Consider the following 18,766-nt stretch of genomic DNA (forward strand, 5'->3'; position numbering starts at 1 on the left):
GGGCCGCCGTGGTCAGGTCAGGGCCGCTCCGGTACGACGAACTCGCACCACACGCACTTGCCGCCGCCGCGTGCCTCCACGCCCCAGGCATCGCTCAGCAGGTCGACCAGGAGCAGGCCGCGGCCCGAGACCCCCGACTCGCCCGCCTCCCGGCGGCGCGGCAGGGCGCTGGAGGAGTCCTCGACCTCGACGCGCATCCGCCGGTCGGAGCCGGTCAGGACCCGCAGGTTGACGATCGCGGCGCCCTCGGTGTGCATCAGGGCGTTGGTGATCAGCTCGTCGGCGACCAGTTCGATCTCGTCGGAGCGTTCCCGTGCGCCCCAGGTGCCGACCGCGGTCCGGATCATGTGCCGGGCCTGGGTGAGGGCCTCGGGGTCCCCGGGTGCCACGTGCTGCCGCAGGCGGCTGCCGGACTGCGGGGCGTCCTGGTCGCGGCGGCGCAGCAGGAGCAGGGCCACGTCGTCGTCGCCGGCGCGTTCCTCGGCGACGTCGATGAGCCGGTCGGCGAGTTCCCGGACGTCGGCGGGACCCACGGCGATGAGGCGCGTGAGGGTCCGCATGCCGTCGTCGAGGTCGGCGCCGGGCTCCTCGACCAGGCCGTCGGTGCACAGCAGCAGGGTGCCCCCGGGATCGAGTTCGAGGGTGGCGACGGGATAGTCGAGCTGCCCGAACTCCGCGGACAGCCCGAGCGGCAGCCCCCCGTCGACGGTCACCCGGCGGCAGCTGCCGTCGGGGCGGCGGACCAGCGGGTCGATGTGGCCCGCGCGCACGACCTGGACGACCCCGGTGGCCAGGTCGGCCTCGGCGTACAGGCAGGTCGCGAAGCGGTCGGTGTCGAGCTCGTGGAGGAAGACGGAGGCGCGGGCCATCACCGTCGCCGGGGTGTGGCCCTCGGCGGCGTAGGCCCTGAGCACGATCCGCAGCTGGCCCATGACGGCGGCGGCGTGGGTGTCGTGGCCCTGGACGTCGCCGATGACGGCGCCGACGCGGCCGCCGGGCAGCGGGATCAGGTCGTACCAGTCGCCGCCGATGTCCCGCCCGAGAGCCCCCTCGGCGCTGGCGGCCCGGTAGCGGACGGCGACGTCGGCGCCGGGGACGCTCGGGATGGTCCGCGGCAGCATGGCCTGCTGGAGGCCGGTGGCGAGGTCCTTCTCCTGCTCGTAGAGCATGGCCCGCTGCAGGCTCTGGGCGATGCTGCTGCCGAGGGCGATGAGGACGTTGCGGTCCTCGGGGGTGAAGCCGTACCGGTCGCTGTAGAGCAGGCCCATGGCGCCGATCGGGCGGGCCTCGGCGATCAGCGGGAGATAGGCGGCGGAGGTGATGTTGAGGCCGGTGATGTGCGGCCACAGGATCGGGTAGCGGTCCGCGAACTCCTCCGGTGACTCGATGAACCGGGGGCTGAGCGTGCGCACGGCCTCGCTCATCGGGTACGGCTCGTCGATCCGGGTGACGTCGGTGCCTGGTACGAAGCTGCCTGCGGGGCCTTCGGCGATCAGCCGGATGCGGCCGGCCTCGACCAGGCCCATGACGAGGCTGGTGGCGCCGAGGTGGGTGAGCCCGTGGGTGTCCTTGAGGACGTCGATGACGTCCTGGACGGTCCGGGCGTGGGCGAGGGCGGCCGTGGTGAGCTGGACGACGTTGGTCTGCCGTCGCCGGGCCTCGTCCTGGGCGGCCTGCTCCCGGCGGGCCTCCAGCTCGCCCATCTCCTGGGTGGCGTCACGGACGATCCCGACGATCCGGCGCGGGCGGCCCGACTCGTCGCGCCGGATGTAGCCCTGGGTGTGGGTCCAGCGCAGGGTGCCGTCACGGCAGCGGATGCGGAAGTAGGTGCCGTAGTTCTCGCTGCCGTCCTTGATCGCCTGGGCGACCAGGGCGTCGAGCCGGTGGGCCTCGGCCGTGGGCACCCGGACGGCGAGGCTCACGGGGTTGTCGTCGTACTCGTCGGGGCGCAGGTCGAAGACTTCGTGGGCCTGGGCGTCCATGTGGAACAGACCGGTGTCCAGGTCCCAGTCGAAGCTGCCCATGCGGTTGAGCGCCAGGATCGGATCCGGGTGGGCGGGCCAGTCGTCCGGGAGTGACAGGGCGCTCGCTCCCCGATCAACCATGGGCCCACCTTGCCAGGATTTGTCCGATTCTTCGACCGGGGGCCGCGGGCGTCCGTCAGGCACCGAGGACGTCGCTGGGACCGTCCGGAACGGCGTCGGCGTCGGCGTCGGCGCCGGTCGGGGCATCGGGATCGTCGGGGATCAGCCCACCGCCGTCGGGCAGGTCGGGGGTGTCCGGGACGGTCTCGGGGCCGATCTCGACCTCGGGGTCCCCGGGGACGGTCGTAGAGGTGTCCTCCGGCGGGACCACGGGTGCCCCCGGCCGCGTCGTAGACGGCGGCGGGCTGGGCGGCGGGGTGGCGGTGGCGGCGGGCGGGACGGGGATCGTCGGGGTCGCGCGGTCCGGTGCGGGCCTCCTCACCGGGTCGTCGCCCGGGGTCGCCGTAGGAGTCAGCGGTTCCCCTGGCGGCGCGGTGACGGCGCGATCGTGCCGGCAGTCGTGGTCGATCCGGCGTTCGATCCAGGAATGGCCGACGAGGTCGATGATCGTGAGGTCGGTGAGGACCTGCTCGCTGGGGGTCACCTCGACCACCTGGTCGGGCCGGTAGCCGGGCCACGGCCGCCCGCCCGCGACCGCGCCGCCCCGCATCGCCACGGGCGGCGTCAGGGGGTTGCCGCCGGCGCAGCGGACACGCGGGACGCCCCGGTGGTCGACGAGGACGGCGGTGCCCGCCTGGAGGACGGACGGGAAGCCCCTCGCCCGGCCGCCGCGGTAGCCGTGGTCGGTGACCCGGGTGTCGGCGCGCAGGACGACCGGGGCGAGCCCGCGCAGGTAGTCCGGGACCGAGGCCGGGGGAACGCCCGCGACCCGCGCGAAGGCGCTCGTCCGGGACCGGTCGGCGGTCAGGTCGTCGATCTGCCGTCCGACGTCGCAACTGCCGACGCGCTCGGTGCCGCCGTAGAGGCCCGGCAGGTCGCCGGGGACGGTCCGTGGGGCGGTCGAGTCCCGCTGGGGCGTTCGGGTGAAGGGCGGTGGTGTGGTCGCCGAGGAACGGGTGAAGGGGTTCGGCCCCTGGGCCGCCGCCGGCTGCGGCAGGAGTGCGCCGCTCACCCCGGCGGTGTTCCCGCCTCCGTCACCACCGCATCCGGCGACGAGAAGTGCCGTCGCGAGCGCGCAGGCCGACGCGAGGGTTCGGGTGGGTGTCCGCACCACGCTCTCCTGTCCATCCCGGGTGTTTCGTCGCTATTGTCTTCTTCGCTCACTCGGCTTACGCAAGCGCAGGGGAGGTACACGGAGCGTCACAGAGGGTTCGGCCGGACAATGGAGGCAGGAGAGCACGGCCGTGGACTGGTTCACCGCACCCGAGTACTGGCTGAGCCGGCTGGTCTTCCAGCGGGCTCTGGCCGGGCTGTACTTCGTCGCGTTCCTGGCGGCGGCCCTGCAGTTCCGGGCGCTGCTCGGGGAGCGCGGAATGCTGCCGGTCCCGCGTTTCGTGGCGCGGGTGCCCTTCCGGCGGGCGCCGAGCCTGTTCCAACTCCACTACTCCGACCGGTTCTTCGCCCTCTGCGCGTGGACGGGCTGCGCGGTGGCGGTCGCGCTGGCCGCGGGCCTCGACTCCCGGCTGCCGCTGTGGGGCGGGATGCTGCTGTGGCTGGTGCCGTGGCTGCTGTATCTGTCGATCGTCAACGTGGGCCAGACCTGGTACGGCTTCGGCTGGGAGTCCCTGCTGCTGGAGGTCGGCTTCCTCGCGGTGTTCCTCGGCAACGACGAAGTGGCCCCGCCGGTCGTCGTGCTGTTCCTGCTGCGCTGGGTCCTGTTCCGGGTCGAGTTCGGCGCGGGGCTCATCAAGATGCGCGGCGACGACTGCTGGCGCAAGCTCACGTGCCTAGACCACCACCACGAGACACAGCCGATGCCGGGTCCGCTGAGCTGGTTCTTCCACCATCTGCCGAGGCCGGTGCACCGGATGGAGGTGGCCGCGAACCACGTCACGCAACTCGCCGTACCGTTCCTTCTGTTCACCCCGCAGCCGATCGCCACGGCGGCCGCGTCCCTGATGATCGTGACCCAGCTGTGGCTGGTGCTCTCGGGCAACTTCGCCTGGCTGAACTGGATCACCATCGTGCTGGCGGTGCCGGCGCTGGCACTCCCGGGCGACGCACCCGGCCTGCCCGCCACCCCCCTCTGGTACGAAGCGGTGGTCCTCGCCGTCGCCGCGCTCCTGCTCGCCCTGAGCTACCACCCGGTCCGCAACATGATCTCCCGAAGCCAGATCATGAACCGTTCCTTCGACCCGCTCCATCTCGTCAACACCTACGGCGCGTTCGGCAGCGTCAGCCGGGTCCGCCACGAGGTGGTGGTCGAGGGCACCGCCGAGGACGTACCGCGCAGGGACTCCGAGTGGAGGGAGTACGAGTTCAAGGGCAAGCCGGGCGATCCACGGCGCTGGCCGCGCCAGTTCGCGCCCTACCATCTGCGGCTGGACTGGATGATGTGGTTCGCCGCGCTGTCCCCGGCGTACGCGGGAGCGTGGTTCGGCACGATGGTCGAACGGCTCCTGGAGAACGACCCCGCCACGCTGGGACTGCTGCGCCGCTCCCCGTTCCCGGCCGACTCGCCGCCCCGCTACGTCCGCGCCCGCCTCTTCCGGTACCGCTACACGACATGGCGGGAGCTGCGGGAGACGGGCGCGTGCTGGGAGCGGACGTATGTACGGGAGTTCCTGCCGCCCACCCGGTTGGCGCAGCCGGCCCGGCAGAGTCAGAGGCCGTAGGTCCGGGCGGCCGTACCGCCGAAGACCTCGGCGCGTTCCGATGGGCCCAGGCCGGCGGTGAGGTCCCGTGCCGCGGACACCACCTCGCCGTAGGTCGCCGCGAGCGTGCACACCGGCCAGTCCGAGCCGAACATCAGGCGGTCCGGGCCGAAGGCGTCCAGGACCGTGTCGGCGTAGGGGTGCAGGTCGTCGAGGGTCCAGGCCGCGAGGTCCGCCTCGGTGACCATGCCGGAGAGTTTGCAGACGGTGTTGGGCAGCGCGGCGAGGGCGCGGACGTCGGTCGCCCAGGGTTCCAGGGTGCCGGAGGCGATGGGGGGCTTGCCCAGGTGGTCCAGGACGAAGGTGAGCTGGGGCAGCGACTCGGCGGCCTTGACGCAGGCGGGCAGTTGGTGCGGGAGGACCACCAGGTCGTAGACCAGGCCGGCGTCCGCCACGGCGGCCAGGCCCCGGCGTACGTCCGGCCGCAGCAGCCACTCGGGATCGGGCTCGCCCTGGACCTGGTGGCGGATGCCCTTGAGGTGGGTTCCGCCGGGGAGTTGCCGCAGCCGGGCCAGCTCGTCGGCGACATCGGGACGGGTCAGGTCGGTCCAGCCGACAACGCCGGCGATCAGCTCGTGGCCGGCCGCGAGGGCGAGGAACTCCGGGGTCTCCTCGGGCACGGTGACCGTCTGGACGAGGACCGTGCGGGCGACTCCCTCCGCTGCGGCCTCCGGTGCCAGGTCCGCCGTCGTGAAGGTCCGTCGCAGCGGGCTGTCCGGGGTGATCCAGTCCTGGTCCCGCACCGACAGGTCCCACACGTGGTGGTGCGCGTCCACGACCGTCACGGCAGCTCCCACACGACGGGCAGACCGGCGTCGGCGCCCTCGCCGGAGTAGTCGTGCACGACGTCGAGGAGTTCGGCCATGCGGGCCTGCCAGGCGATGTTGACCGGCAGTTTCTCCAGTTCGGCGATCATCGCCGGGTAGTCCTCGGCCTCCAGGAGGTGGAACAGATCGGTGCCGCTGCGCCAGATCGTCCACCCGCTCACGCCCGCGGCGCGGATGGCGGCGGTCAGTTCCTCCGGGACCTCGCGGTGGGCCGCCTCGTATTCCTCGACGCGGTCCGCGCGGACCTTGGTGTGCAGGGCGACTCTCATGACGGCTCCTCGGTGGTCAGGAGACCGGTGTCGCGCAGTTCCTGCCAGAAGTCAGGGGGCACCGGGGTCGCGAACCGGTCGGCGGCGTCCCGTACTTCGGCCGCCGAGCGGGCGCCCACCAGGACGCTCGCGACGGCCGGGTGGGCCGCGCAGAAGGCGAGGGCGGCGGCCCGCAGGCTGATGCCGTGCCGCTCGGCGACCTCCCGCATGCGCAGGGCCCGCTCCAGCAGGTCCCCGGGGGCCTGCGCGTAGTCGTACGTCGCTCCCGGCCTCGGATCGGCCAGCAGCCCGGAGTTGAAGGCACCGCCGATCACCACGGACACGCCCCGCTCGACGGCGGCGGGGAGCAGTTCGGTGAGTGCGCTCTGGTCGAGCAGGGTGTAGCGGCCGGCGCAGAGCACCACGTCGACGTCGGTCTCGCGGACGAAGCGGGTCAGCATCCCGGCCTGGTTCATGCCGGCGCCGATCGCCCCGACGACACCCTCGGAGCGGAGCTTCTCCAGGGCGGGATATCCCTCACGGAAGGCTTCGTCGGCGCGGTCGTCGGGGTCGTGGAGGTAGACGACGTCCACGCGGTCGAGGCCGAGCCGTTCGAGGCTCGCCTCAAGAGTGCGTCGTACGCCGTCGGCGCTGAAGTCCCAGACGCGGCGGTGGGTGGCGGGGACCGCGAAGCCGTCGGCGAGGTCGTCCCCGCCGTCCGCGGACGGCTCCAGGCGGCGGCCGACCTTCGTGGAGAGCGTGTACTCCGAGCGCGGAAAGGCGCTCAGGGCCTCCCCCAGTCTGCGTTCGGCCAGGCCCAGTCCGTAGTGCGGGGCGGTGTCGAAGTAGCGGATGCCGCTCTGCCAGGCGGCGGTGACCGCCTCGTGCGCCTGCTCGTCGCTCACCTCGGTGAAGAGGTTGCCGATGGCGCCGGCGCCGAAGCCGAGCCCGCTGACCCGGACGCCGCTGCTGCCGAGGGTGGTCACTGTCCCACCGGCCGCAGGCGCAGGCCCTGCATGCCGCCGTCGACGGCGAGGGAGGTGCCGGTGGTGGCGCCGGAGAGCGGGCTCGCCAAGTAGGCGATGGCGCCCGCGACCTCGTCCGCCGAGACCAGGCGTCCGGTGGGCTGGCGGGCTTCCAGGGCGGCCCGCTCGGCGGCCGGGTCGGGGGCCTTGTCGAGGAGGCGGCCGATCCACGGGGTGTCCGCGGTGCCGGGGTTGACGCAGTTGACGCGGATGCCCTCGCGGACGTGGTCGGCGGCCATGGCGAGGGTCAGGGAGTAGACGGCCCCCTTGGTCGCGCTGTACAGGGCCCGTTGCGGCAGGCCCGCGGTGGCCGCGATGGAGCAGGTGTTCACGATCGCGGCGTGCGCGGACTCGCGCAGGTGGGGCAGGGCGGCGCGGGTCACCCGGACCATGCCGACGACGTTGACGTCCAGGACGCGGTGCCATTCCTCGTCGTCGTTGTCGGCGACGGTGCCCTGGGCGCCGATGCCCGCGTTGTTGACCACGACGTCGAGTCCGCCGAGGTCGGCCACGGCGGCGGCCACGGCCTCGCGGACCGAGACGTCGTCGGTGACGTCGGCGCGGTAGGCCAGCAGCGGCTTCTCGACCGAGGAGGGGTCCAGATCGAGGACGGCGACCTGAGCGCCGCGTGCGACGAGGAGTTCCGCGGTGGCCCGGCCGATTCCGGAGGCGCCGCCGGTCACCAGGGCCTTCAGACCCTCGAAGTCACTCATGCCGCCTGCCCCTTCTTCTGTGTGTCGTCGGCGAGGTCTTCTGCCCAGAACCCGCCGTCGGGGAACGTGTACCGCGCGATGGACTCCGGGCGCATGGCGGCCGAGAAGCCCGGCGCGACGGGTGCCGTGTAGTGGCCTTCCCGGATCACCACGGGATCGAGGAAGTGGTCGTGCAGATGGTCGACGTACTCGATGACCCGGTTCTCGGTGGTGCCGGTGACGGCGACGTAGTCGAACATCGAGAGGTGCTGGACGAGTTCGCACAGACCGACCCCGCCCGCGTGCGGGCAGACCGGCACGCCGAACTTGGCCGCGAGCAGCAGGATGGCGAGGTTCTCGTTGACGCCGCCGACACGGGCCGCGTCGATCTGCACGACGTCCAGGGCGCCCGCCTGGAGCAGCTGCTTGAAGACGACCCTGTTCTGGACGTGCTCGCCGGTGGCCACCTTCACCGGGGCTACCCCCTTGCGGATGGCGGCGTGGCCGAGGATGTCGTCGGGACTGGTGGGCTCCTCGATCCAGTACGGGTCGAACTCCGCGAGCGCCCCGGTCCAGCGGATCGCCTCGTCGACGTCCCAGCGCTGGTTGGCGTCGATCGCCATGCGGATGCCGGGGCCGACGACCTGGCGGGCGACCCGGCAGCGCCGTATGTCGTCCTCCAGGTCCGCGCCGACCTTGAGCTTGATCTGCCGGAAGCCGTCGGCGACGGCCTGGGCGGCGAGCCGGGTGAGCTTCTCGTCGTCGTAACCGAGCCAGCCGGCGGAGGTGGTGTACGCGGGGTAGCCGGTCGCGAGGAGCTGTGCGACCCGCTCGTCGGCTCCCTCCCGTCCCCGCCGCAGGATCTCCAGGGCCTCCTGCGGAGTGAGCGCGTCCGTGAGGTAACGGAAGTCGACCTGGCTGACCAGCCACTCGGGTTCGGCGTCGGCCAGCAGCCGCCACAGCGGCTTCTGGGCGCGTTTGGCGGCCAGGTCCCACACCGCGTTGACGACGGCGCCGATCGCCATGTGCATCACGCCCTTCTCGGGGCCGAGCCAGCGCAACTGGCTGTCGCCGATCAGGTCGCGGTTCAACGTCCCCGGATCCGCGCACAGTTCGTCGACGGACCGTCCGACCACATGCCCGCGCAGCGCCTCGATCGCGGCGACCTGGACCTCGTTGCCCCGCCCGATGGTGAAGGTGAATCCGTGCCCCTCGTGCCCGTCGGCCGCGTCCGTGCGCAGCACGACATAGGCCGCCGAGTAGTCGGGGTCCGGGTTCATCGCGTCGGAGCCGTCGAGCTCGCGCGAGGTGGGGAAGCGGATGTCGTAGGTGTCTACCGCGGTGACGCGGGCGGGTGTCGGGGACACGGAGTGCCTTTCGGTAGGTGACGGGAAGGCGGGCGGGGTCAGTCCTGGGCCCGGCCCGTCGTCACTCGGGCGATCATGAGGGCGACCAGGATGATTCCGCCGTAGATGGCCTGGATCCAGAAGGACGGCACCTGGGCGAGCGTGAGCAGGTTCTGTACGACACCCAGCAGGAGTACGCCGGTCAGGGCGCCGAACATGGTGCCCTTGCCGCCGTCGAGGCTGATGCCGCCGATCACCGCGGCCGCGAACACCGTGAAGATCATGTTCTGGCCCTGGTTGGCGCTGATCGCGCCGACGTAGCCGGTCTGCATGATGCCGCCGACGGAGGCGAGGACGCCCGCCACGACGAACACGCCGAGCATCACCCGTTCGACGCGGATGCCGGCGGCGCGGGCCGCGTCGGAGTTGCCGCCGATGGCGTACAGGGAGCGGCCGATGCGGTGGTACTTCAGGACGAAGCCGGTGACGGCGAAGGCGACCGCGGCGAGCCACACCGACATCGGGATGTTCAGGAAGGTCGTCGTGGCCAGGGAGTAGAAGCTGTCCGGCATGCCGAAGAGGGTCTTGCCCTTGGTGGCGCCGACGAGCAGTCCGCGCAGCACGATCAGCATCGCGAGCGTCACGATGAACGCGTTGAGCTTGAACTTCACGACCAGGATGCCGTTAAAGGCGCCGACCAACGCGCCCACCACGAGGACCGCCAACAGGGCGAGTGCGGCCGGGAGTTCGGTGCCCCAGCCGGACTGGGCTGCGGGCAGGACGAGGAGGGCTCCGACGGCGGGCGCGATGCCGACGACCGACTCCAGGGACAGGTCGAACTTGCCGGTGATGAGGACCAGCGACTCGGCCAGCACCACCATCGCGAGGGCGGCCGAGGCGCCGAGGATGGAGATCAGGTTGCGCTCGGTGAGGAACGAGTCGTTGACGAACGCGCCGAGCACCATGAGCAGCAACAGCGCGGGGACAAGGGCGAGTTCGCGGGCGCGGCGCAGCAGGACCGTCCGGGCCGCCCGCACCTCGGGCACCCGCACCTGCTTCACCGGCGGAGCCTTGGTGTCAGCCATGGTGGTCCACTCCTTCGATGGAGGCGATCAGCTCGTGGTCGTGCCAGCCGGCCGGGTGCTCGGCGACCACGCGGCCGTGGAAGAGGACGAGGACGCGGTCGCAGCGGCGCAGGTCGTCGAGTTCGTCGGAGACGACCAGGACCGCGGTGCCGTCCTCGCGGGCGGTGTCCACACGGGAGAGCAGGGACTCCTTCGACTTCACGTCGACGCCCGCGGTGGGGTTGATCAGGACGAGCAGGCGGGGGTCGGAGGCGAGGGCGCGGGCCATGACGACCTTCTGCGCGTTGCCGCCGGAGAGGTCGGAGACGGGCTGCTCGGGGCCCTCGGTGTGGATGTCGAGGCGGTCGATCAGCTCGGTGGCGAAGCCGCGCTTGCGGTCGATGCCGACGAAGCCGTAGCGGCCGAGCCGGTCCAGGACGCTGAGGGTGGCGTTGTCGCCGATGGTCATGCCGAAGACCAGGCCCTGGGCGTGCCGGTCGCGCGGGACGAAGCCGACGCCCGCCTTCAGGCTGGCCTGTACGTCGCCGAACGGCAGTGGCCTGCCGTCCAGTCGGGCCGTTCCGCCAGTCGGGGTGTGCAGTCCCGTGAACGACTCGGCGAGCTCGATCTTGCCGCTGCCGCTGATGCCGGCGAGTCCGACGACCTCACCGCGGCGCACGGTGAGGTCGATGTCCTCGTAGGCGTCGGAGGTGAGGCCCCGGGCGTCGAGGAGGACGGGCGCGCTCTCCTCCACCTCCCTGAGCTGTACGGCCTGTTCGGCGATGGTCTCGCCGGCCATGGCCTCGATCAGGGCGGCCCGGGGCATGTCGGCGACCGGGGCCGTGGTGATCCAGCGGGCGTCCCTGAGGACCGTCACCGTCTGGCACACCTCGTACACCTCCTGGAGGTGGTGCGAGATGAACAGGAAGGTGACACCGGAGTCCTGGAGCGCGCGCATCCGGCCGAAGAGCCGCTCGATCTCCCGCTTGTCGAGCTGTGCGGTCGGCTCGTCGAGGACGATGAAGCGGGCGCCGAAGCTCAACGCCCGGGCGATCTCCACCATTTGGCGGTCCTCGACCTTGAGGTCGGCGGTGCGCGCCTCCGGGTCGACGCCGACGTCCCAGGTGTCGAGGAGTTCGGCGGCCTCCTTCTTCAGACTGCGCCAGCTGATGAACCCGCGCCGCAGCGGCTGCCGGTTGATGAAGAGGTTCTCGGCGACCGTCAACTCGGGTACGACGGTGGGCTTCTGGTAGACGCAGGCGACCTTGCTCCGCCAGGCGTCCCGGTCGGTGAGCGGGGGTGCGGGCTCGCCGTCGAAGCGGACGGTGCCCTCGTCGGGGGCCTGGAGGCCGGTGAGGATCGTGACGAGGGTGGACTTGCCCGCCCCGTTGCGCCCGACGAGGGCGTGGGACTCGCCGGGCAGCACGGTGAGGCGGCCGTCCGCGAGGGCGGTCGTGGGGCCGTACCGCTTGACGACCCCCTCGGCTTCAACCAGTGGGGTGCTCATTTGACCGTGTTGCCCCACAGCTTGGGGTCGTCGACGTTGTCCTTGGTGACCAGGGGCGCGGGCAACTGGTCCTCCAGGATGCCGCTCGACAGCTTGACGATCGTGGAGTCGTGGTCGGTCGGCCCGGGCTTGAAGGTCTTCCCCTGCATCGCCGCCTTGATGTAGTACATGCCGTACTTGGCGTACAGGTCGGCGGGCTGGGAGACGGTGGCGTCGATCTCGCCCTTGCGGATCGCGTCGTACTCCTGCGGGATGCCGTCGTTGGAGACGATCCTGATGTGGCCCGCCTGCCCGGCCTTCTTCAGCATCCCCTTGGACTTGAGGGTCTGCAGCGTCGGCGCGAGGTAGACGCCGCCGGCCTGCATGTAGATGCCCTTGATGTCGGGGTTGGCGTTCAGGAGGGTGCCCAGCTGCGAGGCGGCCGCGTCGGACTCCCACTTGGCGGGGATCTCCAGCACCTTGAGCTTCGGGAAGTTCTTCTTCACGCAGGCCCGGAAGGCCTCGGAGCGGTCACGGCCGTTGACCGAGGCCAGGTCGCCCATGATCTGCACGACCTTGCCGGAGGGGATCTGCTCTCCGAGGTACTGGCAGGCCTTCTCGCCGTACGACACGTTGTTGGCCCGTACGACCATGGCGACCTTGCCCTTGTCGGGCGCCACGTCGACGGCGACGACCGGGACGCCCTTGCGTTCGGCCTGGTCGAGGCCGGCCTCGATGGCCGCGCTGTCCAGCGGAGCCACGACCAGGCCCTTGACGCCCTGGTTGAGCTCGTTGTTGATGTCGGTGATCTGCTGGGAGGGGTCGCTGTTGGAGTTGACCGTCTTGAGCGTGTCCACCCCTTCGGACTTGGCCATCTTGGGCACGTAGTCGTTGTACGACTGCCAGAACGGCGAGGTCAGCAGCGGCAGGATCACGCCCACCTTGCCGGTCCCGTCGCCTCCCTCGGTGCCGGCGCTGCCGGTGTCCTTGGTGCTGCCGCACGCGGCGAGCACCAGCGAGGCGCTCGCGGCCGCGGCCACCGCACCGACGATCCGAAACCTGTTTCGCTTCCCCACTGTTCTGACGGGCATCTTGCGGCTCCTCATCGAGCGTGTCCGAGCATCATCGAGCATGAGCGAGTTCGAGCAGATGACGCATACTTATCAGACCACTCGCCCCCTGCAATACCCTTCGGCGGCAGTTTTTCCCGTCTTTCGGCCATAGTGGTCCGACCACATCGCCGGTTAGACTGCGGCGCACCCGGTGACCGGCACCCGGTGAGTGGAGGAACGGCGTGGACGAGACAGCCCCGCAGAAGGGCACCGTGACGCAGCGCGCCATCGAGCAGATCAAGGCGATGATCGGCGGGGGCCGACTGGAGCCGGGCCAGCGGCTGCCGACCGAGCGCGATCTCGCGGTGCAGCTGGGCATCTCCCGCAGTTCGATGCGGGAGGCGATCCGCGCGCTGACGGTCCTGGGGGTACTGGAGGCCCGGCACGGCTCGGGCATCTACGTCACCCAGCTGGAGGCCGGCGACCTGCTGGAGACCTTCGGCGTGGTCGCCGACCTGTCCCGTGGCCCGCAGCTGGTGGAGCTCCTGGAGGTGCGCCGCATCCTGGAGTCGACGGCGACCGCGCTGGCCGCCGCCCGCATCACACCCGATCAGCTCGCCGAGGTGGAGAAACACCTCACGGCCATGAACGCCACCGACGACCCGGAGGAGATCCTCGCCCACGACCTGGCCTTCCACCGCGAGATCGCGGTGGCCGCCGGCAACGACACCATGGCGGCGATCCTGGAGGGCCTGTCCTCGCGCACCTTCCGGGCCAGGGTGTGGCGCGGCTACCAGGAGGAGGGCGCCTTCGAGCGCACGCGGCGCGAGCACGCGGCGATCCACCGCGCCCTGGTCGCCCACGACCCGGAGGCGGCCCGCGCGGCTGCGGCCGCCCATGTGGGCGAGGTGGAGGAGTGGCTGCGGGCGCAGCTCGGGGCGTGACCGAGGTGTGGCCGCGGACCCGGGTGGTCCGATGAGCGGGTGACCGGCGCGTCCCGGGCGTCAGGATCCGGAAGCACCCATCCGGCTGGCCGACCGTCGGCGTTCCCGCGTCGAAAACCGAGCGGCCGCGCCGGGAACAGCAGGTCCGTCCGACGCGGTTGCACCGACCGAGGGACCGGCACCGCACGGACGGGGAGCAGGGAGACCAGGAGGTCGTCCGCCCCACCGGCATCCGGGCCCCGGATCGCGGTGCTTCCGCCGCGCTCCTGGATCAAGACGTATGTCCGCAGGAGGACTTCTTCATGACTGACCGGCCCTTGACGCTGATGGCGGTACACGCCCACCCCGACGACGAGGCCACCGGAACCGGCGGGGTCCTCGCGAGGTACGCGGCGGAAGGCATCCGCACGGTGCTCGTGACCTGTACCGACGGCGGCTGCGGTGACGGACCCGGGGGCGTCAAGCCGGGGGATCCCGGGCACGATCCCGCGGCGGTCGCCTCGATGCGCCGCCAGGAGCTGGAGGCCAGCTGCGAGGTTCTGAAGATCAGCGATCTGGAGATGCTGGACTACGCCGACTCCGGGATGGCGGGCTGGCCGAGCAACGACGCGCCCGGATCCTTCTGGCAGACGCCCGTGCAGGAAGGCGCGGCCCGGCTCGCGGAACTCATGCGGCACTACCGGCCCGATGTGGTCGTCACCTACGACGAGAACGGCTTCTACGGTCACCCCGACCACATCCAGGCCCACCGCATCACGATGGCCGCGCTGGAGATGACCGCGCTGACGCCGAAGGTGTACTGGACCACGATGCCCCGCTCGATGATGCAGCGGTTCGGGGAGGTCATGCGCGAGTTCCAGGAGGACATGCCGGAGCCCGACCCCGCCGAGGCCGCCGCGCTGGCCGAGATCGGCCTGCCCGACGACGAGATCACGACGTGGGTGGACACCACCGCGTTCAGCGGCCAGAAATTCGACGCGCTGGCCGCGCACGCCAGTCAGGGCGAGAACATCTTCTTCCTCAGGATGGGCAAGGAGAGGTTCGGCGAGTTGATGGGCACCGAGACGTTCGTCCGTGTCCAGGACGCCACCGGCGCGGCCCTGCCCGAGAAGGATCTCTTCGCCGGACTGCGCTGATGCGCGTGCCGGGCGCCCGTCACTCGTCGAAGCGGCGGCGCGCGGCCTCGATGTGACCGAGGTACTGGTGGGTCCAGCCGCACATGCCGTCGACCGTGGCGCGCAGGGCCTGGCCCGGCTCGGTGAGGGTGTACTCCACGCGTGGCGGCACCGTGGGGTACACCTTCCGCTCGACCAGGCCGTAGCGCTCCAGCATGCGCAGGTTCTGGGTGAGCATCTTGTGGCTGACGCCCTCGACCTCGTGGCGCAGCTCGCTGAAGCGCAGAGTGCGCTCTCCGAGAGCTTCGATGATCAGGAACGCCCACTTGTTGGCGACGTCGGAGAAGATCTCCCGCGCCAGCGAGTCGGCGCGCCTCAGGTCCGCGTCTTCGGGCGAGCCCGTGTACTGCTTGGCCATCCGTCCACTCTCCTACGGTTTCCGAGTCACCACAAGAGAGCACGGGCACGAGGACCCGTGCGCATCCAGGCGCGGACACTCTCGACGTGACGTCCCTCTCCGGGCAGAGTTCTCCCTACGTACTCGCGAGTAGCCCGAGGAGCGCACGTGACCAGCTGGGTCGGCCGTACCGCCGCCGAGATCGCCGCCGCCGTCCGCGAGAAGCGGGCCACACCCCGGGAGGTGGTGGCCGAGCACCTCGCCCGGATCGAGAAGCTCGACGGGCGCGTCGGGGCGTTCCGGGTGGTGCGCGCCGAAGCGGCACTGGCGGAGGCGGACGAGGTGGGCTCCCGGGGCGATCTCGGTGAACTGCCGCTGGCCGGTGTGCCCGTGGCCGTCAAGGACAACCTCGCCGTGCACGGCGAGACCAACCGCGTCGGCACCGCCGCGACCCCGGACACGCCCGCAGGGGCCGATCACGAGGTCGTGGCCCGTCTGCGGGCCGCGGGCGCGGTGGTCGTGGGGCTGACGAACGTCCCGGAGCTGTGTGTCTTCGGCACCACCGAGGGCGTTCACGGCACCTCCCGCAACCCCTGGGACACCTCGCGCACGGCGGGCGGCTCGTCCGGTGGCAGCGCCGCCGCGGTCGCCGCGGGCCTGGTCCCGATCGCCCTCGGCAACGACGGCATGGGCTCCCTGCGCATCCCCGCGGCCAACTGCGGGCTCGTCACACTGAAGCCCGGCTCGGGGGTGGTGCCGGCCGGCATCAGCGACGGCGACTGGTTCGGCATGTCCGAGAACGGTCCTCTCGCGACCACGGTGGAGGACGCCCGCCTGCTGCTTTCGGTCATCGCCGGCACCGATTTCGTACGACGGGACGCGCCCGCCACGCTCGACGTCGCCGTGTCCCTGCGCAGCCCGCTCGCCGGAGCCACCATCAGCGCGCCGTACGCGAACGCGGTCCGCGAGGCGGCCGGACTGCTGATCAAGGCGGGGCACCAGGTGCGGCGCGCCGACCCGCCGTATCCACTGTCGTTGGGCCTGACCTCGCTGGCCACCTGGACGGCGGGCACCTCGGTGGACGCGCAGGGGCTGGACCCGCGGCTGCTGGCACGGCGCACCCGGGTGCACGCGGCGATCGGCCGGCGCTTCGTCAAGTCGGTGCGGACGGGCCGGGCCCGGCAGGAGCTGCGCGAACGCCTGGAGCCGTTCTTCGCCCAGCACGACGTGCTGGTGCTTCCGGCGCTGGCCCGCCGCTCCCCCAAGGCCGAGGCCTGGCACGAGCGGGGCTGGCTGCGCAATGTCCTCGCCAACACCGCCTACTCGCCGCTGACCCCGCCGTGGAACCTCACCGGCTGGCCGGCCATGTCGGTCCCGCTCGGCACCCTGCCCTCGGGCGCCCCCACCGCCGTCCAACTGGTCGCCCGGCCCGGTTCGGAGACGGTGCTGCTGGGGATCGCGGAGGAACTGGAGCGGCGGCAGCCGTGGCGGCGGACGGCACCGCTCGACTGAACCCCGGGACCGCGGCCGGGTCAGAGGGCCTTGTACATGATGTGCAGGCCGACCGGTCCGTGCCGGGGGTGGTCGAAGGCGTCCGGCACGGTGCCGAGGACGGTGAAGCCGAGCGAGGTCCACAGCTTCACGGCCGGGTTGGTCTCCACGACGGCGTTGAACACCATGCCCCGGTATCCGTCGGCCGCGGCGGTGGTCAGGACGTGCTCGGCGAGGGCGCGGCCGTAACCGCGGCCGCCCTGACCGGGGTCGACCATGAAGCCGGCGTTGGCGATCCGGGCGGCGGGGCCACCGTAGTTGGGGGTGACGTAGGCCGAGGCGACGACGGTGCCGGTCTCGTCCTCGACGACGTGGACGCGCTTGGCGGGGTGCATCCACAGGGCGCGCGCGGCTTCCTCGGAGGTGTCGGGGTCCCAGGCGTAGGTCTCGCCCGCGGCCACGATCCGGTGCCAGAACGGCCAGATCCGTGGCCAGTCGTCGGCCACGGCTTCTCTGATCAGCATGGGCGTGAGTCTCGCACGCCCATGCCGTCGGCGATCGCGAAGGTCCTGCGGTCAGTCCACGCTGGGCAGGATGTGGGGCTCGGCGAGGTCGTCCTCGTAACCCGCGAGACGGATGGGGGCCGAGCGCGCCCACACGTCGAGGCTGCCGATGTCCCCGGGCCTGCGGCCCGCACGCTCCGGTCGATCCTTGGGGCGTTGCTCGCGATTCGTCTTCTCCGGTGTCACCGCGCACTCCTTATGTGTCGGGCTCACCCTCGGGACGTACCTGTTCAACCTACGGTCCGTGCCTGGGCGTCCGCTCGGGTCTGGGTCGAGATCGGGTCGGACGCGGTGGCGCCGGCAACTCATGGAGAGCAGGCCGTGGTGACCGGCTTGTCCCGGGACGGACTATGGGTGTGGGTGGACCCCGTACTGCCGTCCGTCCGCTACAGACTAACCAGATGAGCGGGGGTGCGCTCGATCGGGGATGAAAACAAGGTGTAACCATTGCAATTCCCTGCGTCACTCCCGCCACTTTCTGGGCTGTTTGCCCCTCTGTGCCCTTTTCCGAAGTCACCCGATCGGCCTACGTCTGTTTCCTGACGGTCCGTCATGAGACGGTACGGCGATGACGTCGTCGTACGGACTGCACGGCAGGGCCGCTCTGGTGACCGGCGGGACCCGCGGCATCGGGCACGAGGTCGCGCGGCAACTGGCCGAGGCCGGGGCACTGGTGTGCGTCACGGCCAGGGACCGGGAGGACGTCCGGCGGGCCGCCGCCGGGCTCGGCGGCATCGGGCTCGCGGGCAGCGTCGCCGATCCGGACCACCTGCGCGCCCTCGTGGACCTCGCGTTGCGCGAGTTCGGCCGGATCGACATCGTGGTCAACAACGCGGCGACGAACCAGCCGTACGGCCCTCTCATGGAGGTGGATCCCCAGGCGTGGCGTGAGGCCTTCGCCGTCAATGTCGAGGCACCGCTGCGGCTGGTGCAGGCGGTGTGGCGGGGATGGATGCGGGAGCACGGCGGTGCGGTGGTCAACATCTGCACGGAGGGCGCCGGGCACGTGGGCCCGAACGTCGGCGCGTACGGCACCGGCAAGGCGGCGCTGCTTCACCTCACCCAGCAGCTGGCGGGCGAGCTCGCGCCGAAGGTACGGGTCAACTCCGTCTCGCCCGGTCTCGTGCGCACGGAGATGGCCCGGTTCGTGTGGGAGCAGGGACCCGTGGAGCTGCCGCTGGGCCGGATCGGCGAGCCCGAGGACATCGCGCGGGCCGTGGTGTGGCTCGCGTCCGACGCGGCCGCGTGGATCACCGGGGCGGATCTGCTGGTGGACGGGGGCACACGGGTGCGGGCGGCGCACGCCGGGGCGTACGCCGTCCACGACCGACTTCGCTCGTTCACGCCGCCGCGGCCGTGACGGCGCCTCGTCACGGAAACGCTCACGGAAACGCGAGGAACCAGACGATCACCACCAGGGCGATGAAGGCGATCAGGACCACCGTGGCCAGCCTGCCCCGGTGCGTGGTGCCGCCACCGCGCGGCCGGTCCTCGGGCAGAGTGGCGTCGTGGGGGCGATCGCTCGCGTAGAACTCCTCGTCGGTGGGATAGACGTTGCGCGGATCACTGTGCGCGCGTGGATCGATACCGTGCTCGTCGCTCATGAGAACCTCCCGTGCGCTGTCCCACGGCGCCCGGGTTCCCGGCGCAGCCCAGGC

Annotated in this window: 19 protein-coding genes; 5 read left to right on the plus strand and 14 right to left on the minus strand. The window is 71.5% G+C overall.

Annotation, left to right across the window (positions count from 1 at the left end):
• Window positions 1-17 precede the first annotated feature (17 nt).
• Both ACGFWE_RS03930 and ACGFWE_RS03935 read right to left on the minus strand, forming a co-directional pair.
• Window positions 18-2,105: a SpoIIE family protein phosphatase gene (locus ACGFWE_RS03930; protein ID WP_352384468.1), complete on the minus strand. Its 2,088-nt coding sequence runs from the start codon at window positions 2,103-2,105 to the stop codon at window positions 18-20.
• A gap of 55 nt (window positions 2,106-2,160) precedes the next feature.
• Window positions 2,161-3,255, minus strand: coding sequence for a DUF6777 domain-containing protein (locus ACGFWE_RS03935; protein WP_393597658.1), 1,095 nt, complete (start codon window positions 3,253-3,255; stop codon window positions 2,161-2,163).
• A gap of 133 nt (window positions 3,256-3,388) precedes the next feature.
• On the opposite strand from ACGFWE_RS03935, the gene ACGFWE_RS03940 reads away from it, so the two are divergent.
• Window positions 3,389-4,819, plus strand: a complete 1,431-nt coding sequence (locus ACGFWE_RS03940; protein WP_393597660.1) for a lipase maturation factor family protein — start codon at window positions 3,389-3,391, stop codon at window positions 4,817-4,819.
• Here ACGFWE_RS03940 and ACGFWE_RS03945 read toward each other — a convergent pair.
• The 8 genes from ACGFWE_RS03945 to ACGFWE_RS03980 are packed head-to-tail and all read right to left on the minus strand — an operon-like array spanning window position 4,807 to window position 12,637.
• Complete coding sequence (locus tag ACGFWE_RS03945) at window positions 4,807-5,643, minus strand: amidohydrolase family protein (RefSeq protein ID WP_393597661.1); 837 nt, start codon at window positions 5,641-5,643, stop codon at window positions 4,807-4,809. The genes ACGFWE_RS03940 and ACGFWE_RS03945 overlap by 13 nt on opposite strands.
• Window positions 5,640-5,954 (minus strand): L-rhamnose mutarotase, encoded by a 315-nt coding sequence (locus tag ACGFWE_RS03950; RefSeq protein WP_393597663.1) that lies wholly within the window; start codon window positions 5,952-5,954, stop codon window positions 5,640-5,642. Before ACGFWE_RS03950 ends, ACGFWE_RS03945 begins: the two co-directional genes overlap by 4 nt.
• Entirely contained in the window at window positions 5,951-6,919 is a 969-nt protein-coding gene (locus ACGFWE_RS03955; protein WP_393597665.1) for an aldo/keto reductase, read from the minus strand. Before ACGFWE_RS03955 ends, ACGFWE_RS03950 begins: the two co-directional genes overlap by 4 nt.
• Entirely contained in the window at window positions 6,916-7,671 is a 756-nt protein-coding gene (locus ACGFWE_RS03960; RefSeq protein WP_393597667.1) for an SDR family NAD(P)-dependent oxidoreductase, read from the minus strand. Before ACGFWE_RS03960 ends, ACGFWE_RS03955 begins: the two co-directional genes overlap by 4 nt.
• Window positions 7,668-9,017: an L-fuconate dehydratase gene (locus tag ACGFWE_RS03965; protein ID WP_393597669.1), complete on the minus strand. Its 1,350-nt coding sequence runs from the start codon at window positions 9,015-9,017 to the stop codon at window positions 7,668-7,670. Before ACGFWE_RS03965 ends, ACGFWE_RS03960 begins: the two co-directional genes overlap by 4 nt.
• Before the next feature lie 38 nt (window positions 9,018-9,055).
• Window positions 9,056-10,081: an ABC transporter permease gene (locus ACGFWE_RS03970; RefSeq protein ID WP_393597671.1), complete on the minus strand. Its 1,026-nt coding sequence runs from the start codon at window positions 10,079-10,081 to the stop codon at window positions 9,056-9,058.
• Entirely contained in the window at window positions 10,074-11,567 is a 1,494-nt protein-coding gene (locus ACGFWE_RS03975; protein WP_393597673.1) for a sugar ABC transporter ATP-binding protein, read from the minus strand. The genes ACGFWE_RS03970 and ACGFWE_RS03975 overlap by 8 nt, the downstream gene beginning before the upstream one ends.
• Window positions 11,564-12,637 (minus strand): sugar ABC transporter substrate-binding protein, encoded by a 1,074-nt coding sequence (locus tag ACGFWE_RS03980; protein WP_352384448.1) that lies wholly within the window; start codon window positions 12,635-12,637, stop codon window positions 11,564-11,566. Before ACGFWE_RS03980 ends, ACGFWE_RS03975 begins: the two co-directional genes overlap by 4 nt.
• Window positions 12,638-12,840: 203 nt before the next feature.
• Between ACGFWE_RS03980 and ACGFWE_RS03985 the strand changes: the two genes are divergently transcribed.
• Complete coding sequence (locus tag ACGFWE_RS03985; RefSeq protein ID WP_352384446.1) at window positions 12,841-13,542, plus strand: FadR/GntR family transcriptional regulator; 702 nt, start codon at window positions 12,841-12,843, stop codon at window positions 13,540-13,542.
• A gap of 302 nt (window positions 13,543-13,844) precedes the next feature.
• Complete coding sequence (locus tag ACGFWE_RS03990; RefSeq protein ID WP_393597675.1) at window positions 13,845-14,678, plus strand: PIG-L family deacetylase; 834 nt, start codon at window positions 13,845-13,847, stop codon at window positions 14,676-14,678.
• 19 nt (window positions 14,679-14,697) lie between these two features.
• Here ACGFWE_RS03990 and ACGFWE_RS03995 read toward each other — a convergent pair whose 3' ends face one another.
• Entirely contained in the window at window positions 14,698-15,075 is a 378-nt protein-coding gene (locus tag ACGFWE_RS03995) for a helix-turn-helix domain-containing protein (protein WP_352384442.1), read from the minus strand.
• A 147-nt stretch (window positions 15,076-15,222) separates the two neighbouring features.
• On the opposite strand from ACGFWE_RS03995, the gene ACGFWE_RS04000 reads away from it, so the two are divergent.
• A complete protein-coding gene (locus tag ACGFWE_RS04000) occupies window positions 15,223-16,566 on the plus strand; it encodes an amidase (RefSeq protein ID WP_393597677.1) in 1,344 nt (447 codons plus the stop codon).
• A 20-nt stretch (window positions 16,567-16,586) separates the two neighbouring features.
• On the opposite strand, the gene ACGFWE_RS04005 is transcribed toward ACGFWE_RS04000, so the two are convergent.
• Both ACGFWE_RS04005 and ACGFWE_RS04010 read right to left on the minus strand, forming a co-directional pair.
• A complete protein-coding gene (locus ACGFWE_RS04005; protein WP_352384438.1) occupies window positions 16,587-17,069 on the minus strand; it encodes a GNAT family N-acetyltransferase in 483 nt (160 codons plus the stop codon).
• A 51-nt stretch (window positions 17,070-17,120) separates the two neighbouring features.
• The gene (locus tag ACGFWE_RS04010; protein WP_352384436.1) at window positions 17,121-17,294 is read right to left on the minus strand and encodes a hypothetical protein; all 174 of its coding nucleotides are present in this window, start codon (window positions 17,292-17,294) and stop codon (window positions 17,121-17,123) included.
• Window positions 17,295-17,676: 382 nt separating this feature from the next.
• Here ACGFWE_RS04010 and ACGFWE_RS04015 point away from each other — a divergent pair, with 382 nt between their 5' ends.
• Entirely contained in the window at window positions 17,677-18,468 is a 792-nt protein-coding gene (locus ACGFWE_RS04015) for an SDR family oxidoreductase (RefSeq protein WP_393597680.1), read from the plus strand.
• 22 nt (window positions 18,469-18,490) lie between these two features.
• Here the strand turns inward: ACGFWE_RS04015 and ACGFWE_RS04020 are convergent, their stop codons facing one another.
• Window positions 18,491-18,712, minus strand: coding sequence for a hypothetical protein (locus ACGFWE_RS04020; RefSeq protein WP_352384432.1), 222 nt, complete (start codon window positions 18,710-18,712; stop codon window positions 18,491-18,493).
• Window positions 18,713-18,766: the final 54 nt, after the last annotated feature.

The organism is Streptomyces sp. NPDC048523, from assembly GCF_043199815.1.
Taxonomy (GTDB): domain Bacteria; phylum Actinomycetota; class Actinomycetes; order Streptomycetales; family Streptomycetaceae; genus Streptomyces.